Annotated in this window: 13 protein-coding genes and 1 riboswitch; all 13 genes read left to right on the top strand. The window is 33.2% G+C overall.

Going from position 1 to position 16,765, the window contains the following annotated elements:
* Positions 1–47 precede the first annotated feature (47 nt).
* Positions 48–3,758, top strand: a complete 3,711-nt coding sequence (locus GON26_RS06255; RefSeq protein WP_160373885.1) for a SusC/RagA family TonB-linked outer membrane protein — start codon at positions 48–50, stop codon at positions 3,756–3,758.
* Between the two features lie 11 nt (positions 3,759–3,769).
* Complete coding sequence (locus GON26_RS06250; protein ID WP_160373884.1) at positions 3,770–5,248, top strand: RagB/SusD family nutrient uptake outer membrane protein; 1,479 nt, start codon at positions 3,770–3,772, stop codon at positions 5,246–5,248.
* Between the two features lie 15 nt (positions 5,249–5,263).
* The gene (locus GON26_RS06245) at positions 5,264–6,127 is read left to right on the top strand and encodes a zinc-binding metallopeptidase (RefSeq protein ID WP_160373883.1); all 864 of its coding nucleotides are present in this window, start codon (positions 5,264–5,266) and stop codon (positions 6,125–6,127) included.
* Between the two features lie 36 nt (positions 6,128–6,163).
* Complete coding sequence (locus tag GON26_RS06240; protein WP_160373882.1) at positions 6,164–7,513, top strand: DUF4302 domain-containing protein; 1,350 nt, start codon at positions 6,164–6,166, stop codon at positions 7,511–7,513.
* A gap of 93 nt (positions 7,514–7,606) precedes the next feature.
* Positions 7,607–7,882, top strand: a complete 276-nt coding sequence (locus GON26_RS06235; protein WP_160373881.1) for a hypothetical protein — start codon at positions 7,607–7,609, stop codon at positions 7,880–7,882.
* Between the two features lie 133 nt (positions 7,883–8,015).
* A riboswitch (SAM-I-IV-variant riboswitch) is annotated at positions 8,016–8,112 on the top strand.
* A 58-nt stretch (positions 8,113–8,170) separates the two neighbouring features.
* Positions 8,171–9,493 carry a Na+/H+ antiporter NhaC family protein gene (locus GON26_RS06230; RefSeq protein WP_160373880.1) on the top strand — a complete coding sequence of 441 codons (1,323 nt, stop codon included), beginning with the start codon at positions 8,171–8,173 and terminating at the stop codon, positions 9,491–9,493.
* Between the two features lie 216 nt (positions 9,494–9,709).
* Entirely contained in the window at positions 9,710–10,456 is a 747-nt protein-coding gene (fabG, locus tag GON26_RS06225; protein ID WP_160373879.1) for a 3-oxoacyl-[acyl-carrier-protein] reductase, read from the top strand.
* Positions 10,457–10,535: 79 nt separating this feature from the next.
* Positions 10,536–12,563: a hypothetical protein gene (locus GON26_RS06220; RefSeq protein WP_160373878.1), complete on the top strand. Its 2,028-nt coding sequence runs from the start codon at positions 10,536–10,538 to the stop codon at positions 12,561–12,563.
* Positions 12,564–12,571: 8 nt separating this feature from the next.
* Entirely contained in the window at positions 12,572–13,159 is a 588-nt protein-coding gene (locus GON26_RS06215) for a hypothetical protein (protein ID WP_160373877.1), read from the top strand.
* A 113-nt stretch (positions 13,160–13,272) separates the two neighbouring features.
* A complete protein-coding gene (locus GON26_RS06210; protein WP_160373876.1) occupies positions 13,273–13,503 on the top strand; it encodes a BRO-N domain-containing protein in 231 nt (76 codons plus the stop codon).
* Between the two features lie 30 nt (positions 13,504–13,533).
* Entirely contained in the window at positions 13,534–14,430 is an 897-nt protein-coding gene (locus GON26_RS06205; RefSeq protein WP_160373875.1) for a LysR family transcriptional regulator, read from the top strand.
* 75 nt (positions 14,431–14,505) lie between these two features.
* Positions 14,506–15,468, top strand: a complete 963-nt coding sequence (locus GON26_RS06200) for a YeiH family protein (RefSeq protein ID WP_160373874.1) — start codon at positions 14,506–14,508, stop codon at positions 15,466–15,468.
* A 243-nt stretch (positions 15,469–15,711) separates the two neighbouring features.
* Positions 15,712–16,710, top strand: coding sequence for a zinc dependent phospholipase C family protein (locus GON26_RS06195; RefSeq protein ID WP_160373873.1), 999 nt, complete (start codon positions 15,712–15,714; stop codon positions 16,708–16,710).
* The last annotated feature ends 55 nt before the right edge of the window (positions 16,711–16,765 follow it).

The following is a 16,765-nucleotide window of genomic DNA, read 5'->3' as shown; positions in this document are numbered from 1 at the left end:
AGTTTCAATATACACCTGTATAGTATTAATCAAAACAAACCAAAATTATGAAAAAACCAGTTGTTAAACAACGATTACTCCATCGAATTATGAAAATAACACTATTTCAGTTCGTCTTAGCACTTGTATTTTCAAGTGTTACCATGGCAAACAGTGTAAATGGGCAAAAAAAATTAGATACAAAAGTCACCATAGACCTTACAAATCTAACTTTAGACAATGCTCTTTCTAAACTTGAAAAATCGGCACATGTGAAATTTTCTTATAATTCAAGGATCAGCCAGTTGAACCAAAAGATAACTATTAAGGCTACTGATGAAACTTTGGCAAGTATATTGTCAAGGATTTTAGTGCCTTTGAATATTTCTTTTGATGAAATTAGCAATCAAATTGTATTACAAAAAATGAGTGCTAAAAACGCTTTTCCAGATGTAAGCAATCAAAATTCAGTATTCGAAAGTTTAGTTCCTGGGCCCATTATTAAAGGGAAAGTAACGGATTCCAGTGGAAGTCCATTGCCAGGAGCAACAGTATTAGCAAAAGGAACAAAAATAGCTGTTTTAACAGACTTTGATGGAAACTTTGTAATCGAGATGCCAGCAAATAGCGATAGATTAGTCATTTCTTATGTAGGGATGGAATCTAAAGAAATTGGTATTGAAAACACATCACCAACTATCGTTTTAACAGAAGAAGGACAAAATCTAAAAGAAGTTGTCGTTACAACAGGTTACGAAAAAACATCAAAAAGAACTTTTACAGGAGCTGTAAGTAAAATTTCCGGAACAGAACTAAAAGTTGACGGAGTTGTTGATATTAGTAGAATGATCGAAGGTAAAGCTGCAGGGGTAACGGTTCAGAATATTACCGGAACTTTTGGAACTGCACCTAAAATTACAGTTCGTGGATCGTCCTCAATTTTTGGTGATACAAAACCTTTGTGGGTTATTGATGGTGTGGTACAGGAAGATATTATTAATGTTTCAGTAGCGGATTTAGCTTCTGGAAATTCTGAAACATTGTTGAGTTCTTCTGTAGCAGGAATTAACTCAAATGACATTCAAAGTATAGAAATTTTAAAAGATGCTTCGGCAACTTCTATCTATGGATCAAGATCTTTAAATGGAGTGGTGGTAGTAACTACAAAACAAGGTCGTAGAGACTCGCCATTAAAGGTGACTTATTCATTAGAAAATACAGTAAGAACAGTGCCAAACTACAACCAATATGATATTTTGAATTCTCAGGAAACCATGAGTATTCTAAAGGAGGTTGAAGCCAAAGGTTTTCTGGAAAGACCATTAACCACACAAGGGCGTTATGGAGGAGTTTATAATATTTTAGAAAGAGCCGTAGGAACTTATGTGCCTGAAACAGATAGCTACTTAGTAAAAAATGATCCGGCAAGCCGTAACGCTTTTTTAAGAAAATACGAATTAGCAAATACAGACTGGTTCAAAGTTTTATTTAGACCATCAATAACTCAAAATCACTCACTTAGTTTTTCTGGCGGAGGAAAAAACAGCACTATGTATGCTTCGTTAGCTTATTATACGGATCCGGGTTGGAGTATAGCAGATAATGTAAAACAACTTTCCTCCAACTTAAAAGGAACTTTTTATGTTAATGACAGATTAAATGTTACACTAACAACTCAGGCTTCTGTTAGAGATCAGCGCGCTCCAGGAAGTTATGATAGCGAAAAAGATGAATATTTTGGTACAACTACCAGAGATTTTGACATCAATCCATTTAATTATGTTTTAAACACAAGCAGAACTTTAAGACCTTATGATGATAATGGGAATTTAGAATATTACAGAAACAATTGGGCTCCTATTAATATTTTGAATGAGTTGGAAAACAACTTTATGGAGATAAAAGTAAAAGATATGCGTTTTCAAATGGATTTAGATTATAAAATTAATCCATATTTAACGTACAATCTTACTGCTGCTGCGCGTTATGCAAATACAAGCAGAGAGCATAAAATTCTTGAAAACTCAAATATCGTTGGAGCTTATAATGCGGCCGAAACTACTGTTGTTAGAGATGCTAATGTTTTCTTGTATCAGGATCCTAATGATCTTACTGCACCAAAAGTATCAGTGCTTCCAAATGGTGGAATGTTAAGAAAATTTACAAATGATTTAACTTCATACAATGTTAGAAATAGTGTGAATTACAGACGTACAGTAAATGAACTGCATGAACTTGAAGGATTATTTGGTACAGAATTAAGATCTTTAGATAGAAACAGTGACAATTTTACCGCTTATGGCGTACAATATGACAGAGGACTTACTGGTTTTACAGACCCTAGATTATTAGAAAAAATCATTAGAGAAGGTGATTCTTATTTTGGATTTAATGAAGAAAGAGAAAGAACGATAGGTTTCTTCGGAAAAGTTGGTTATACCTATGATCGTCGTTATACAGCTTCTGTAACAGGACGTTATGACGGATCGAACAGACAAGGAAACAGTGATTCTTCGAGATGGTTGCCTACTTATACTTTTAGTGGTAAATGGAATGTTACCGAAGAAGATTTTATGAAAGACGCTTCAGTTGTAAACAATTTAGCATTAAGAGCTTCTTACGGACTTACTGCAACAGCTGGTCCTGCAACTAATTCGTTAGCTATTTACAAAAGTTTTATTTCAGATCGTCTAAATCTTAATGATAGAGAGTCAGGTATTGAAATTGATGAACTTCAGAATGGAGATTTGACCTGGGAGAAACAATTTGAAACTAATATAGGTGTTGATCTTGGAATGTTTAATAACAGAGTACAATTGACAACTGATATTTATAGCCGTAAAGCATTTGACTTAGTAGATTATGTGGTTACTTCCGGAATTGGTGGGCAAAAAATTAAACAAGGAAATAATGCTGATATGGAAACCAAAGGTCTTGAAATTAGCTTAACAACTAATAATATTGCAAGCAGAGACTTTAAGTGGTCAACCAATTTTAATTTTTCGGTTTATGACCAGGAAATTACAAAACTGCAAAACCAGCCTAACGCATTCGATTTGATCGAGGGAACAGGAGGAAATACAGTAGGTCATCCAAGAAATTCGCTGTACTCTTATCAGTTTACGGGTCTTAATCCACAAGGTTTACCAACTTTTTTAATGAAAGATGGTGAAACAGATAATATTGCTGGAGCCAATTTTCAGGATACAGAAAATGTTACTGACTATTTGAAATATGAAGGTTCAATCGAGCCAAATAAATCGTTTGGTCTTTCAAATACTTTTACTTATAAAAGCTGGTCACTTTATGTTTTTGTAGTAGCATCTGCCGGAAACAAAGTTCGTTTGAATCCTATTTTTGATAGCGAATACGATGATCTAACCGTATTTACAAAAGATTATACAAACCGATGGATAAATCCAGGAGATGAGAAATTTACAAACATACCTGTAATTGCCGATAAAAGATTAATTGCAAATTATGATGAGCAATCAAGAGATCTTGAAATTGCATATAATACTTATAATTTTTCTGATGCTCGTATAGCAGACGGAGATTTTGTAAGATTAAAGAATGTTTCATTAAGCTGGGAATTTCCTAAAGATTTAAAGAAAAAGTTAGGATTTACAACTTTTACTTTAAAAGGTTCTGCCGTTAACCCTTTATTGATTTATTCTGATAAAAGACTAAATGGGCAAGATCCTGAATTTCGTAATACTGGTGGGGTAGCTTTACCGGTTACGACACAATATACATTTGCTTTAAACATTTCATTATAATTTATACTATTATGAGAAAATTAAAAATAACACTATCACTATTATTACTAATAAGTATTAGTAGTTGTGATGAATTTCTATCTGAAACACCAGATAACAGAACACAAATAGACACACCAGAAAAAATAGCTGAATTACTTGTAAACGCATATCCAAAAGGTTCTTACATGGAATTTGCCGAAACAATGTCGGATAATGTTTTTGATAGTGGAGATCCAAGTTTTTTTGAACCTAATAATACTCAAAATTATAATTGGGAAATGAATGAGGCTGTTGATACAGATAGTCAGGCAAATTATTGGGATGCTTGTTATAATGCGATTGCACACGCAAATAAAGCATTACAGGCTATTGAAGAATTAGGAACACCAACAAATTTACTGCCACTAAAAGGTGAGGCATTAATGGCCAGAGCTTACGCGCATTTTATGTTGGTTACCTTTTGGTCTGAGCGTTACAATCCCGCAACAGCCAAAACTGATTTAGGAATTCCTTATGTATTAAAACCAGAAGAAGTTTTACTTGAAAAATACAAGAGAAATTCAATGGCAGAAGTTTTTGCTTATTTAGAAAGTGATATTGAGGAAGGCCTTTTATATGTAAGAAATGATTACAGTCAGCCTAAGTTTCATTTCAACGAAAATGCGGCTAAAGCTTTTGCTACCCGTTTTTATATTGTAAAAGGAGATTGGGAAAGAGTTATTCAGCTTTCAGAAGAACTGGCAGCTAACCCGGATGGTAAATTAAGAGATTACACTTCGTATTTAGCACTTGATTTTAATACACGTGTTAGAGTATATGGGGATGCTACTCAGGAAACTAATTTATTGATTACTTCGGCGCAATCCTGGTACGAAAGATCTTTTTACCAAAACAGATTTCAGCTTACAGGTGCCAGACAAGATGAAGTGGTAGGGTTTTCTACTAATCTGTTTAATAAAGACTGGAATTTTCAGATTTTATCTTACAATGGACAAATTACCGTTTTTGTGCCAAAATTTGATGAGTATTTCAAATATACCAACCCAAATGCAGGAATTGGAAATGGTTATGTATCACAAGTTTTACTTAGCAATAACGAATTTTATCTGAATAGAATAGAAGCACTTGTAATGGAGAATCGTTTTGCAGAAGCCAATACTGCCATGCAATACATTTTATCAACTCTAACAGATAGTTTTGATCCTGCAACAGATGTGGTTACGGAAGAATTAATTATAGATAAATATCCTGTAATTGAAAATGAATATACTCCGTTTTACGAGCTTACAGATAAACAAAAATCATATATAAAAGCAATTGCTCAAATTCGTCGTGTAGATTTTATTCATGAAGGAATAAGATGGTTTGATATTAAGCGCTTTGGTTTAGAGGTAAAACATGATATTTACAATCAGCCAACTATTGTTTTAGCTAAAAATGATAAGCGTAGAGCGTTACAAATTCCGCTTCACGCATCTTCAAATGGTATCGAAAAAAATCCTAGATAATTTAATTTTGAAATTATGAAAATTACAAAGAAATATAAAGTTGCAATTTTAGCGATGACACTAGTTGCTTTTGCCGGATGCTCTCATGAAGATCAGCCTACAGAAAGTCAATTGGATTTAACAAAACCGGTTCAGTCTGATTTAGATAAATGGATTACAACAAATTATGTAAATCCATACAATATGAAAGTGCAGTATAAATGGAATCAGAATACGGTAGATTTTAATCGTTTTTTATATCCTCCACAAGAGGATAAAGTAAAACCGGTATTAGAAATTATCCAGAAAATCTGGTTGGATAGTTATAAGGTTATTGCTGGAGCAGATTTTGTCAAAAAAATTGCACCAAGAGAGATTGTCATGGTTGGAGGTGTTAATAGAAACACAACTGGAACAATTACTTTAGGTCTAGCAGAAGGAGGACAAAGAGTGACACTTTTTGAAACTGATTATGTAGATAAAACAGATAGAGAAAATGTAAAACAATTTATTCATACTATCCAGCACGAGTATATCCATATTTTAAACCAGACTAAACCTTATGATGAAAACTCATTGGCTAAAATTACACCATCTGGTTATACGGCCAACTGGTACGCATCAGGCGATGCTGTAGCAAACGAAGAAGGATTTATTACGGCTTATGCCAGGTCTAACATAAACGAAGACTTTGCCGAAATGGCCTCTATAATGCTTATTAATTCTAAAGAAGAGTACGAAGCAATTTTAGCAGGTATCGAAAGTGAAGAAGCTGTTGCAGCAATTAAATCAAAAGAAGCTATTGTAGTAAAATATTTTAAAGAAGCTTTTAATATTGATTTCTATGCTTTAAGGGATGAAGCTGATAAAAACACTACAGCAGTGGTTAATGGCAATTAATAAGTCGTTATAAAATTAACTTAACATGAAAACATTATGAAAATAAAAAATATATTTAAGTTTCTGATTTTTGCTTTACTGGCAATGCAATTAGGCTCTTGTAATGATAATACAGATGCTGAGCAAAAATTTGATCAAAATCCTACCGATCGATTAAATGCTCAGAAAAAAGAACTGAGTGATGTATTACTAACTTCTGAACATGGTTGGAAAGCGGTTTATTTTACAGACAATACTCAATTAGGAGGATTTACCCATTTGTTTAAATTTTCGAGTGATGGAAAAGTAGAAATGGCTTCAGATTTTGATGGTGATACAGATGCTTACGAAAGTGCGTATAGTGTAGAACTGGGAAGTGCCGTTAGTTTATTGTTTACTACTAAAAACAGAATTCATCTATTGTCTGATTCGGATAATTCTCCAACGGATGCCTTAGAAGGAAAAGGATACAAAGGTGATTTTCAGTTTTTATATTATGGTCAGGAAAACGGAGAAATCATTTTTAAAACCAACAGAAGTTTTCAGGAATTACGTTTTGTAAAAGCAACTGAAGAAGATTGGGAAAATTTGGCTCAAAATGTGATTATGGGCGAAAATGTTGTGGGAGGAGAAGAACGTCCGCTTTTTAGATTATTAGAAACAAATGATGGAACAACAACACATCAGTTTGATTTTATTTTTTCTGAAGCTCCTCGTTTTGCTAGTGCCAATTCTATAGAAACAGGTTATGCTGTGAGCTATAATATGGGTATTGCTTATACGCCTACAGGAATTTCTGTTAGCCCGGCTGTAGAGGTAAAAGGTCAGAAACTAACCGATTTTGTTTATAACGATACTGATGGAAGTTTTACAGCTACAGGAACAGGTGGAGTAAGTGCAACTATAAAATACACAACAAAACCTCTTATTTTAACTGATGATTATAAAGGTTTACTGGATGGTAATGACTTCAAAGTGTATGGTTATATTTCTCCTTTCTTAACAAATGCCATAACCACTTCTACCTTATGTAAGGAATTGTTGGATGAAATAAACGCTAGTTTACCAGCAACACAACAATTAACAAGAGTTCAGTTGTATTTTAATGATGGAGGATATAATTACATCGAATACAGATTTTCTGGAGGAAGGCCTACACTTTATCATAATGTAACAACAAGTGAGAATGCTGTAGATAAAACAATTGTATTAACTCATGATTCATGGCAAACGGCCACAGCATTAATACCTGCACCAGCACTTTTGAAAAAAATAGACGATGAGTTTACAAATCCTAAAGGTTTGTATGTTAAAAAAGAAAACTTTAAGGTTGTTTACAGCAATGTAGTCTGGACCTTTACCAGTGCCAGTAGTAATTTTAGAATTACGACCTACGCATTGAACTAAAATTTTAGTTTTTAATTTTGATTTTGGAAAGAAAATGCAGCTCTTTTATGGGCTGCATTTTTGATTAAATTAAGTTTAATAAAAAGATAAAAGATGAAAAAATACATAACATCTGTAAATATTGCTTTCTTTTTATGGGGTTTGATACTGGTTGCTATATCAGAAATAAGTAAAGGAGAATACACGAGAAATTTTTTGTATTTCTCCATAATCGTGATTATTCCAATAATGATTTTTAATCTTATAAAAAAAAGAAAAGAAGATAAACGGAATGATACTTCGCTATTTAGAGAATCGATTTATAGAATGTTAATTGTTGTAATAATGCTGGGAATTGCATTTTATATAACAATACAAAATAGGATGTAACTGATGTTTAAGTCTTAAACCTTAAAGAAAATGCAGCTCTTTTATGGGCTGCATTTTTGATTTATAGATTTAGGTAAAATTTAGTAAATTTAATTTATATTGTTTTATTTGATAAAATAATCACTACTTTTGCACCCGTTATCACGAATCTCGCAAAGAGATAGCAACCTGCAACAACGAGCAAGGTGCTAAAACGATAAGCCAAATCCTTTGGAAAAAATGTTGTTTTTCACATTACCATTCTGGATTTACTTGTCGTTATAAACGTTTCATTATATAATTTAGTTTATGACAAAACACAGTAAGAAAAAAGGAAGCGCAGTAGCTTTGATTCCTTTATTTGTATTTATTTTTACCTTTTTAGGTGTTGGAATCGCTTTGAATGATTTTTACGCTTTTCCTTCGCCAGTTGCCGTCTTAATTGGAATTATTGTTGCTTTTTTACTTTTCAAATCTTCGACAGAGGAGAAAGTAGATACATTAATTGCCGGTTGTGGCGAAAGCAAAATCATGACCATGTGTATTATTTATCTGCTTGCAGGTGCTTTTGCAGTGGTAAGTAAAGCCATGGGTGGAGTAGATGCTGTTGTAAATTTAGGTATCAACACTATTGATCCGGCTTATTTTCCGTTGGGAATTTTCCTGATTTCGGCTTTTTTATCAACTGCAACTGGAACTTCAGTAGGAGCGATTGTGGCTTTAGGTCCCATAGCGGTGAGTTTGGCTAATGCGAGCGGGAGTTCTTTACCGCTTATTTGTGGTTCTTTATTAGGCGGCGCGATGTTGGGCGACAATCTTTCGATGATTTCGGATACGACTATTGCAGCTACGCAATCTTTGGGTTGTGAACTGAAAGATAAATTCAAAATTAACTTGTTTATTGCTTTACCGGCAGCGATAATTACGATTTTGGTGTTGTTTTATTTAGGATTTAATTCTGAAATTCAGACGGTTGAAATTCCGAAAAACACTTTCGAATGGATGGCAATTGTACCGTATATATTGGTAATTGTTTTGGCTTTGTTTGGTGTGAATGTGTTTTCGACATTGATAATCGGAACTTTATTGGCGGGAATTGTTGGTTTTTATAATGATCAGTTTACGCTTTTGATTTTTGCACAAAAAATTTACGAAGGTTTTACAAGTATGACAGATATTTTTATGCTGTCGATGCTTTCTGGTGGATTGGCAGCAATGGTGGACAAAGCGGGTGGAATAGATTTTATTTTGTACCAAATAAAAAAACGCATCAAAAACAAGAAATCAGCTCAGGTTGGGATAGGAACTTTGGTTGGTTTGACCAATTTAGCAATAGCAAATAATACTGTTTCGATAGTGATTACTGGCGGAATTGCGAGGGAAATTAATGATGAGTATGATTTAAATCCGAAGAAAACGGCAACTATTATGGATATTTTTTCGTGTCTGGTACAAGGAATTTTACCTTACGGCGCACAAGTTTTATTGCTGTTGAATTTTGCTGGTGGAAAATTAAATTTCTTAGATTTGGTGGGCAATGCGTGGTATATTTTGTTTTTGTTTATATTTACAATGATTGCTATTTATAGTTCATTTTGGGACAAATGGGTGTATAAATATTTTAAGATTTAAAACGTATTGTTTAAAGGTTCTTGCAATTGTTATTTTTTTAAAAAGGGAATTGTTCTATATTTGACGAGTCGTTTTTAGCCCTGTCCCGATAGCTATCGGGAGAAGCGACATCTCCCGATTTAGAAAAACAAGGCTTTTTAGCCGTAGTTTTTGTTAATCGGGAATATAGCGGATAGCAGGAATAGCTACAAATAAATATTAAAATTAATTTTGAATATGAAATTACTAGAAGGAAAAGTGGCCATTATTACAGGCGCTAGTCGTGGAATTGGAAAAGGAATTGCTGAAGTTTTTGCTAAACATGGTGCAAATGTAGCTTTTACATACAGCTCGTCTGTTGAATCTGCTCAGGCTTTGGAAGCTGAATTAAACGGTTTAGGAATTAAAGCAAAAGGATACCAGTCGAATGCGGCGGATTTTAACGAAGCGCAAACTTTTGTTGACGCTGTTTTAGCTGATTTTGGAACAGTTGATATTTTGATTAACAATGCTGGGATTACAAAAGATAATTTATTAATGCGTATGTCTGAGGCTGATTTTGATCAGGTTATCGATGTAAACCTGAAGTCAGTGTTTAATATGACTAAAGCGATTCAGAAAACCTTTTTGAAACAGCGTTCTGGTTCTATTATCAATATTAGTTCTGTAGTTGGAGTTTCTGGAAATGCCGGACAAACGAATTATGCGGCTTCAAAAGCGGGTGCAATTGGTTTTACAAAATCGGTAGCTTTAGAATTAGGTTCACGTAACATTCGTTGTAACGCAATCGCTCCTGGTTTTATTGAAACGGAAATGACTGCAAAATTAAGCGAAGATGTTGTAAAAGGCTGGAGAGAAGGAATTCCGTTGAAACGTGGCGGAAGCGCCGAAGATGTTGCGAATGCCTGTCTTTTCTTAGCATCAGATATGAGTGCTTATGTTACAGGACAAGTGCTTAATGTTTGTGGAGGAATGCTAACCTAAGGTACTGAGGTTCTAAGTTGCAAAGGTTCAAAGGTTTTTCTATCTTTAAATCTTAATTTCTCATCACTAAATAAAATTTATGACTACAAATACGATTCTATTAATATTACTTTCTTTAGTAATAGCGGGTGGTTTGTCGTATTTTCAATATTTTTATAAAGCCAAAAACTATTCGAAAGTGAATATGTTTTTGGCTTTTTTACGTTTTGCAGCCATTTTTGCATTGTTGGTTTTGTTGATTAATCCGATAATTACCAAAAATTCGCTGGAAATTACCAAAACACCTTTGGCCATTGCGGTTGATAATTCGAGTTCGATTGTGGCTTTGAAATCCGACAAAAAAGTGGTCGAATTGTACCAAAAACTGATTTCAAATCCGGCACTTCAGGAGAAATTCGAAATTCAGTCGTATCAGTTTGATACTGATTTAAAATCTTCTGACAAATTTGATTTTAAAGGAAAACAAACCAATCTGGATGCAGTTGCGAAAAACTTAAATAGCATCAACAAAAACCTGATTTTCCCAACGGTAATTATTACCGACGGAAATCAAACTACAGGAAACGATTATGTATATCGTTTTGATCCTGCGAATAAAGTTTATCCTTTGGTTGTGGGAGATACAACTACTTTTTTTGATTTAAAAATAAATCAGCTTAACGTAAATAAATACGCTTTTCATAAAAATAAATTCCCGGTTGAAGTTTTTCTGCAGTATGCCGGAGATAAGAATGTAACGGCAGATTTTACTATTTCGCAAGGAAATTCTGTTTTGGCAAAAGAGAAAGTTTCTTTTTCCTCTTCTAAAAAAACAGCGACGATCAATTTGCTTTTGCCTGCTGATAAAGTAGGATTGCAGGTTTTTAAAGCAACTATTTCATCCAACGTAAAAGAGAAAAACAGCTATAATAATATCAAGAATTTTGCTGTTGAAATCATCAATCAAAAGTCAACTATTGCGATTGTTTCGTCTATAAATCACCCGGATATTGCAGCTTTAAAACGCTCAATAGAAATTAATGCACAGCGTAAAGTAATATTGGTTAAACCAAATGAAATCAATTTATTACAAGATGTTTCTGTTTTAGTTTTATATCAGCCAACGACGGCTTTTAAAGCTATTTTTGACAACACCAAATTAGCAGGAACAAACACTTTTATCATTACCGGAAACAACACCGATTTTAATTTTCTGAACCAGCAGCAAAACAACTTGGTTTTTAAAATGAGCGGTCAGAGAGAAGATTATTTATCAGAATTTCAGTCGCAATTTAATTTGTTTGCGATAGAGAATATTGGTTTTGAAAATTTCCCGCCTTTGCAGAATTTATTCGGAACCATAACGACTAAAGGAAATGTTTCAGTTTTACTTTCTTCGAAAATCAGAAACGTTTCTACTAATGCTCCGTTATTGGCTTTCGCCGAAAATCAAGGTAAAAGAACTGCTTTTTTATTAGGTGAAAACAGCTGGAAATGGCGTTTGCAAAGTCATATAGACAATCAGTCATTTGAGAAATATGATGTTTTTGTAGATAAGATAATTCAATATCTGGCTTCTACAACTTCTAAAAAATCATTGGTGGTTGAACACGAAAGTTTTTATAATTCGGGTGAAGCAATTGCAATTAATGCGCAATATTTCAATAAAAATTACGAGTTCGACGAAAAAGCACGACTCACTATTACCGTTACCAATACCGAAACCAAACAAACTAAAAACTACGATTTACTAAAAGGAAACAATTCGTTCTCAGCAAATCTGGACGGTTTGGTGGCTGGGAAATATAATTTTTCGGTAAAAGAACTCAACACAAACACGGTTTACTCCAATCATTTTGAGATTTTAGATTTTGATATCGAAAAGCAATTTGTAAATCCAGATGTTCAGAAATTACAACAATTGGCATTACAAACCAACGGAAAAGCTTTTTTCGAAAATCAAGCTGATGATTTAATTCAGCAACTTCTGGAAAACAAAGAATACAAATCAATAGAGAAAAACATTTCGACCAAAACTCCATTGATTGATTGGGTTTGGTTGTTGGTTTTGATTGCGATTTTATTGACAACGGAATGGTTTGTGAGGAAGTATAATGGATTGTTGTAATTTTAAAAATGAACTACAATTTAAATAAAAAAAAGAAAGAGTATATTCATTATACAATTATTGCAACATTTATAGGTATAGCTTGTATCTTTTTACAAGATAATATTGATGTCAAGAAATTTAATGTTAGTACTAAAATATTAGCGAAAGAACCTTTTTTTACTAAAAGTGGAGGTCCAAAAAATAAAAAATATTGGGTTGAATTGAGTTTCAAAAATGTGGATACCACTTTTAAAATTAATGAATCGGATTATAAATATTTAAGTATTGAGGATTTTAAAGTAGAGGTAAAAACTAATGATACATTGACAATTTCTTCAATTAATAATGTTATTTATCATTTACGAAAAAACGATAAAGATTATTTAAATTTTAAACGAGCGAGAAAATATGAAAATGGAAAAGCGTCATTGGTAGCTTATATGTATGCAATTTTAGTTTTATTTACACTTTCTATTTTTTTATTAAACAAGAAACCTAGAATTAGAGTCTTTGATAAGATTTATTCTATAAATATTGACTTTTTGTTTCTATCAATTATTTTTATTAACATTATTTTAATTGGTGCTTTATTTGGAGATGAATATTTTAAATAATTTCAAATGGCTTTCAGGCTAAAAGTTTTTCAAACCGTTGCACTCAGGCTCAACTTTTAAAATTAGAAGTAACTTGAAATAAAATGAAAAGATTTTATGTAAATTGAGTGATTATGAAGGAAAAAGAATCAGTACAATTATTTGAAGAAAAAAAAGTAAGAACTGTCTGGAATAAAGATGAAGAGAAATGGTATTTTTCAATTATTGATGTTGTTAGTGTATTAACTGAAAGTATCAATGCGACGGCTTATTGGCGTAAACTTAAACAAAGATTAAAAGCTGAAGGAAATGAAACCGTGACGAATTGTCACGGTTTGAAAAGTAAAATTTGTGATAATTTGTGAAATTTGTGTTTCACTTTCAATAAATATAAAATGGATTTCCGCCTAAAAGTTTTTCAGACCGTTGCACTCAGGCTTAACTTTACCAAAGCAGCTTCGGAATTGTATATCACACAGCCAGCGGTTTCGAAACACATTCAGGAACTCGAAGAAGCCTATAAAACCAAGCTTTTTGAGCGAAACGGTTCTAAAATTGCCTTAACTCCGGCCGGAGAAATTTTACTTAAATACACCAAAAACATCTTCGAAATTTACCGCGAAATCGACTTTGAAATGAGTTCGTTTAGCAACGAACGTCAAGGTTTGTTAAGGCTAGGAGCGAGCACAACCATTTCACAATATATTATTTCGCCGGTTCTGGCACGTTTTCATCAAAAACAGCAAGATATAAAAGTCAATTTACTGAACGGAAATACCGAACAAATAGAAAATGCTCTAATCAACAAAGAAATCGAAATCGGAATTGTAGAAGGACAATCAAAAAATCAATCTATAAAATACATTCCGTTTTTGAAGGACGAATTGGTTTTGGTTTGCAACAGCAAAAATCCTTTGGTACAGCAAAACGAAATTTCGCTTAACGATCTAAAAGCCATGAAATTCATCACTCGTGAACGAGGTTCAGGAACACTTGAAGTTATAGAATTTGCTTTAAAACAAGTTGGTTTAAAATTAAGCGACTTACAAATCGAAATGCAATTAGGAAGTACCGAAAGTATAAAATCCTATTTGCTGAATTCAGATTGTTTTGCATTCATGTCCATACATGCGGTAACTAACGAGCTTAAAAACAGAGAATTGATTGTTTTGGATGTCGAAAATATTACGATCGAAAGATACTTTTATATCATCACTTTACTCGGGAAATCAGATGCTTTGTCTGAATTGTTTATTCAAAATATTGCAAATCATTATAACTTAAAGTTATAGCGAATCTTTTTTTACGATTGGCGATTTGATTATAAAGAACCGACCTTTGTAAGGTAATAATCAAATTACCTTATTTTGAAAACACAACACCATTCATTTTCACATTTAGTTGAAATAAAACATTTTCTTTCGCCAATTATTTTTGGTGCTGTGATTTTGTTGTGTTTGTTTTCGATTATTTCACCACCAATTGCTTTAGTTGCAGGAATAGTTTTGGTGAATTTTTTTGGAAACCCATTTTTAGCATTCCATCATAAAGCAATTACTTTTTTATTGCAATTTTCAGTTGTAGGTTTAGGTTTCGGAATGAATGCTACAAGTGCCATTTCGGCTGGGAAAGAAGGCTTTTTATTGACCATTTTCTCTATTTTCAGCACTTTAATTTTTGGAACACTTTTAGGGAAATGGCTCAAAACCGATAAGAAAACCTCGCATTTAATTTCTTGTGGAACAGCTATTTGCGGTGGTAGCGCCATTGCAGCCATTTCTCCTGTAATTAAATCCAGCGAAAACCAAACTTCGATAGCTTTAGGTGTTATTTTTATACTGAATTCAGTTGCGTTATTTGCTTTTCCGTTTATAGGTCATCAACTCGATTTATCTCAAAAAGACTTCGGTTTGTGGTGTGCGATCGCTATACATGACACCAGCTCGGTAGTTGGTGCTGCCAATAAATACGGTGCCGAAGCATTGCAAGTCGCCACAACTGTAAAATTAGCCAGAGCCTTATGGATTATTCCAATTTCGATTATCACGGCTTTTATTTTCAAAAACAAAAACTCAAAAATCAAGATTCCGTACTTTATTGGATTATTTATTTTGGCAATGCTCCTGAATACGTATGTGCCCGCTACCGCCATTTTTGCGCCACAAATTGTGAGTATTGCCAAAATTGGTTTAACGATTACTTTATTTCTAATAGGAGCAACATTAAACATAAATACTTTAAAATCAGTAGGAGTGAAGCCTTTACTACAAGGTGTTTTCCTGTGGGTTTTTATTGCGGGGCTTTCGTTGGTTGCGATTTTGTTTTTTTAACCATATAAGTGATATAAGATAATTTAAGTAATTGGTGGAGTGAAGATCATATAAAATAATTTCACTCAATGGTTTTTAGTAATTTCAAATAGAATACGTTTTTTAAGTAAAAGCTTTTAATATGAACTTATATCACTTATATGGTAAAAAAGTTTCAGAAAATTAAATTAACATATTCTTAATTACTATTCTTTTGAATTATCTTTAAATACAATAAATTTGCAACTCAAATAAAAACAGCAAATGAAAAATTTTAAAATGAAACCAAAGCTAGTTGTGATTTTCGCTTTAGCGATTGGTTTTTTGACATTATCCTGGGGAATTGTAGGGCATGAGCGAATCAATAAAGCTGCAGTTATGGCTTTGCCACAGCCGCTTCAGGTGTTTTTTTACAACCACATCGATTTTATTACTCAGGAAGCTTCGGTTCCGGATATTCGTAAATATGCTTTAAAATATAAAGACGAAAATCCAAGACATTATTTTGATATGGAAAATTTTGGAGCCGTTGATAGTATTCCTAAAACTTACGAAGAAGCAACAAAAAAATACGATGCAAAGTTTTTGAACTCAAACGGAATTTTGCCTTGGTATATCGAAGACATGATGGTAAAATTAACCAAAGCTTTCAAAGAAAAAAACAGAGCCGAAATCTTGTTTCTGGCTGCAGATTTAGGACATTATATTGGTGATGCACACATGCCTTTGCATACTTCTGCCAATCATGACGGACAATTGAGCGATCAAAAAGGAATTCATTCGCTTTGGGAAAGCAGATTGCCGGAATTATTCGTGAAAAATTACAAATTAAACGTTCCTGAAGCACATTATTACGAAGACGTTCACAAAGCGACCTGGGACATGATTTATGATACCCATAGTCTTGTGGAGCCATTGTTATCAGTCGATAAAAAGTTGCGTACAGCGACTCCGGAAAATCAGGTTTTTGTTGTCGATGCTGATGGAAAAGTGGTGAAAAACAAATACAACAGCGCCAAATTCTCAGATGAATATGCGCAGAAATTGCACACAGAGCTTAACGGAATGGTCGAAAACCAAATGAAAAAAGCCATCACCGCGACAGCCAGTTTCTGGTACACAGCCTGGGTAAACGCCGGAAAACCAGATTTAAGCGATTTAGACGCTAAAGAAATCACCAAACGCAACAGCAAGAATCTGAAAAACGATTTAAAATTATACCAAAAAGGATATTTATTCGGAATGCAAAATCAGAATGATTAATTCTTTTACATTATACCAAAAGCCTTTGAAGTCATTGATTTCAAAGGCTTTTTTA

Source organism: Flavobacterium hydrocarbonoxydans, assembly GCF_009789235.1.
GTDB classification, from domain to species: Bacteria; Bacteroidota; Bacteroidia; order Flavobacteriales; family Flavobacteriaceae; genus Flavobacterium; species Flavobacterium hydrocarbonoxydans.
The sequence above is the reverse complement of the archived record's forward strand: the minus strand, read 5'-3'. Positions and strand labels throughout refer to the sequence as shown.

What these genes read in the sequence shown, in the direction of transcription:
- GON26_RS06215 (WP_160373877.1), top strand. Translation starts at nt 12,572, where the DNA reads ATGAACTACAATTTAAATAAAAAAAAGAAAGAGTATATTCATTATACA.
- GON26_RS06255 (WP_160373885.1), top strand. Translation starts at nt 48, where the DNA reads ATGAAAAAACCAGTTGTTAAACAACGATTACTCCATCGAATTATGAAA.
- GON26_RS06235 (WP_160373881.1), top strand. Translation starts at nt 7,607, where the DNA reads ATGAAAAAATACATAACATCTGTAAATATTGCTTTCTTTTTATGGGGT.
- GON26_RS06210 (WP_160373876.1), top strand. Translation starts at nt 13,273, where the DNA reads ATGAAGGAAAAAGAATCAGTACAATTATTTGAAGAAAAAAAAGTAAGA.
- GON26_RS06220 (WP_160373878.1), top strand. Translation starts at nt 10,536, where the DNA reads ATGACTACAAATACGATTCTATTAATATTACTTTCTTTAGTAATAGCG.
- GON26_RS06250 (WP_160373884.1), top strand. Translation starts at nt 3,770, where the DNA reads ATGAGAAAATTAAAAATAACACTATCACTATTATTACTAATAAGTATT.
- GON26_RS06240 (WP_160373882.1), top strand. Translation starts at nt 6,164, where the DNA reads ATGAAAATAAAAAATATATTTAAGTTTCTGATTTTTGCTTTACTGGCA.
- GON26_RS06245 (WP_160373883.1), top strand. Translation starts at nt 5,264, where the DNA reads ATGAAAATTACAAAGAAATATAAAGTTGCAATTTTAGCGATGACACTA.
- GON26_RS06205 (WP_160373875.1), top strand. Translation starts at nt 13,534, where the DNA reads ATGGATTTCCGCCTAAAAGTTTTTCAGACCGTTGCACTCAGGCTTAAC.
- fabG (WP_160373879.1), top strand. Translation starts at nt 9,710, where the DNA reads ATGAAATTACTAGAAGGAAAAGTGGCCATTATTACAGGCGCTAGTCGT.
- GON26_RS06230 (WP_160373880.1), top strand. Translation starts at nt 8,171, where the DNA reads ATGACAAAACACAGTAAGAAAAAAGGAAGCGCAGTAGCTTTGATTCCT.
- GON26_RS06195 (WP_160373873.1), top strand. Translation starts at nt 15,712, where the DNA reads ATGAAAAATTTTAAAATGAAACCAAAGCTAGTTGTGATTTTCGCTTTA.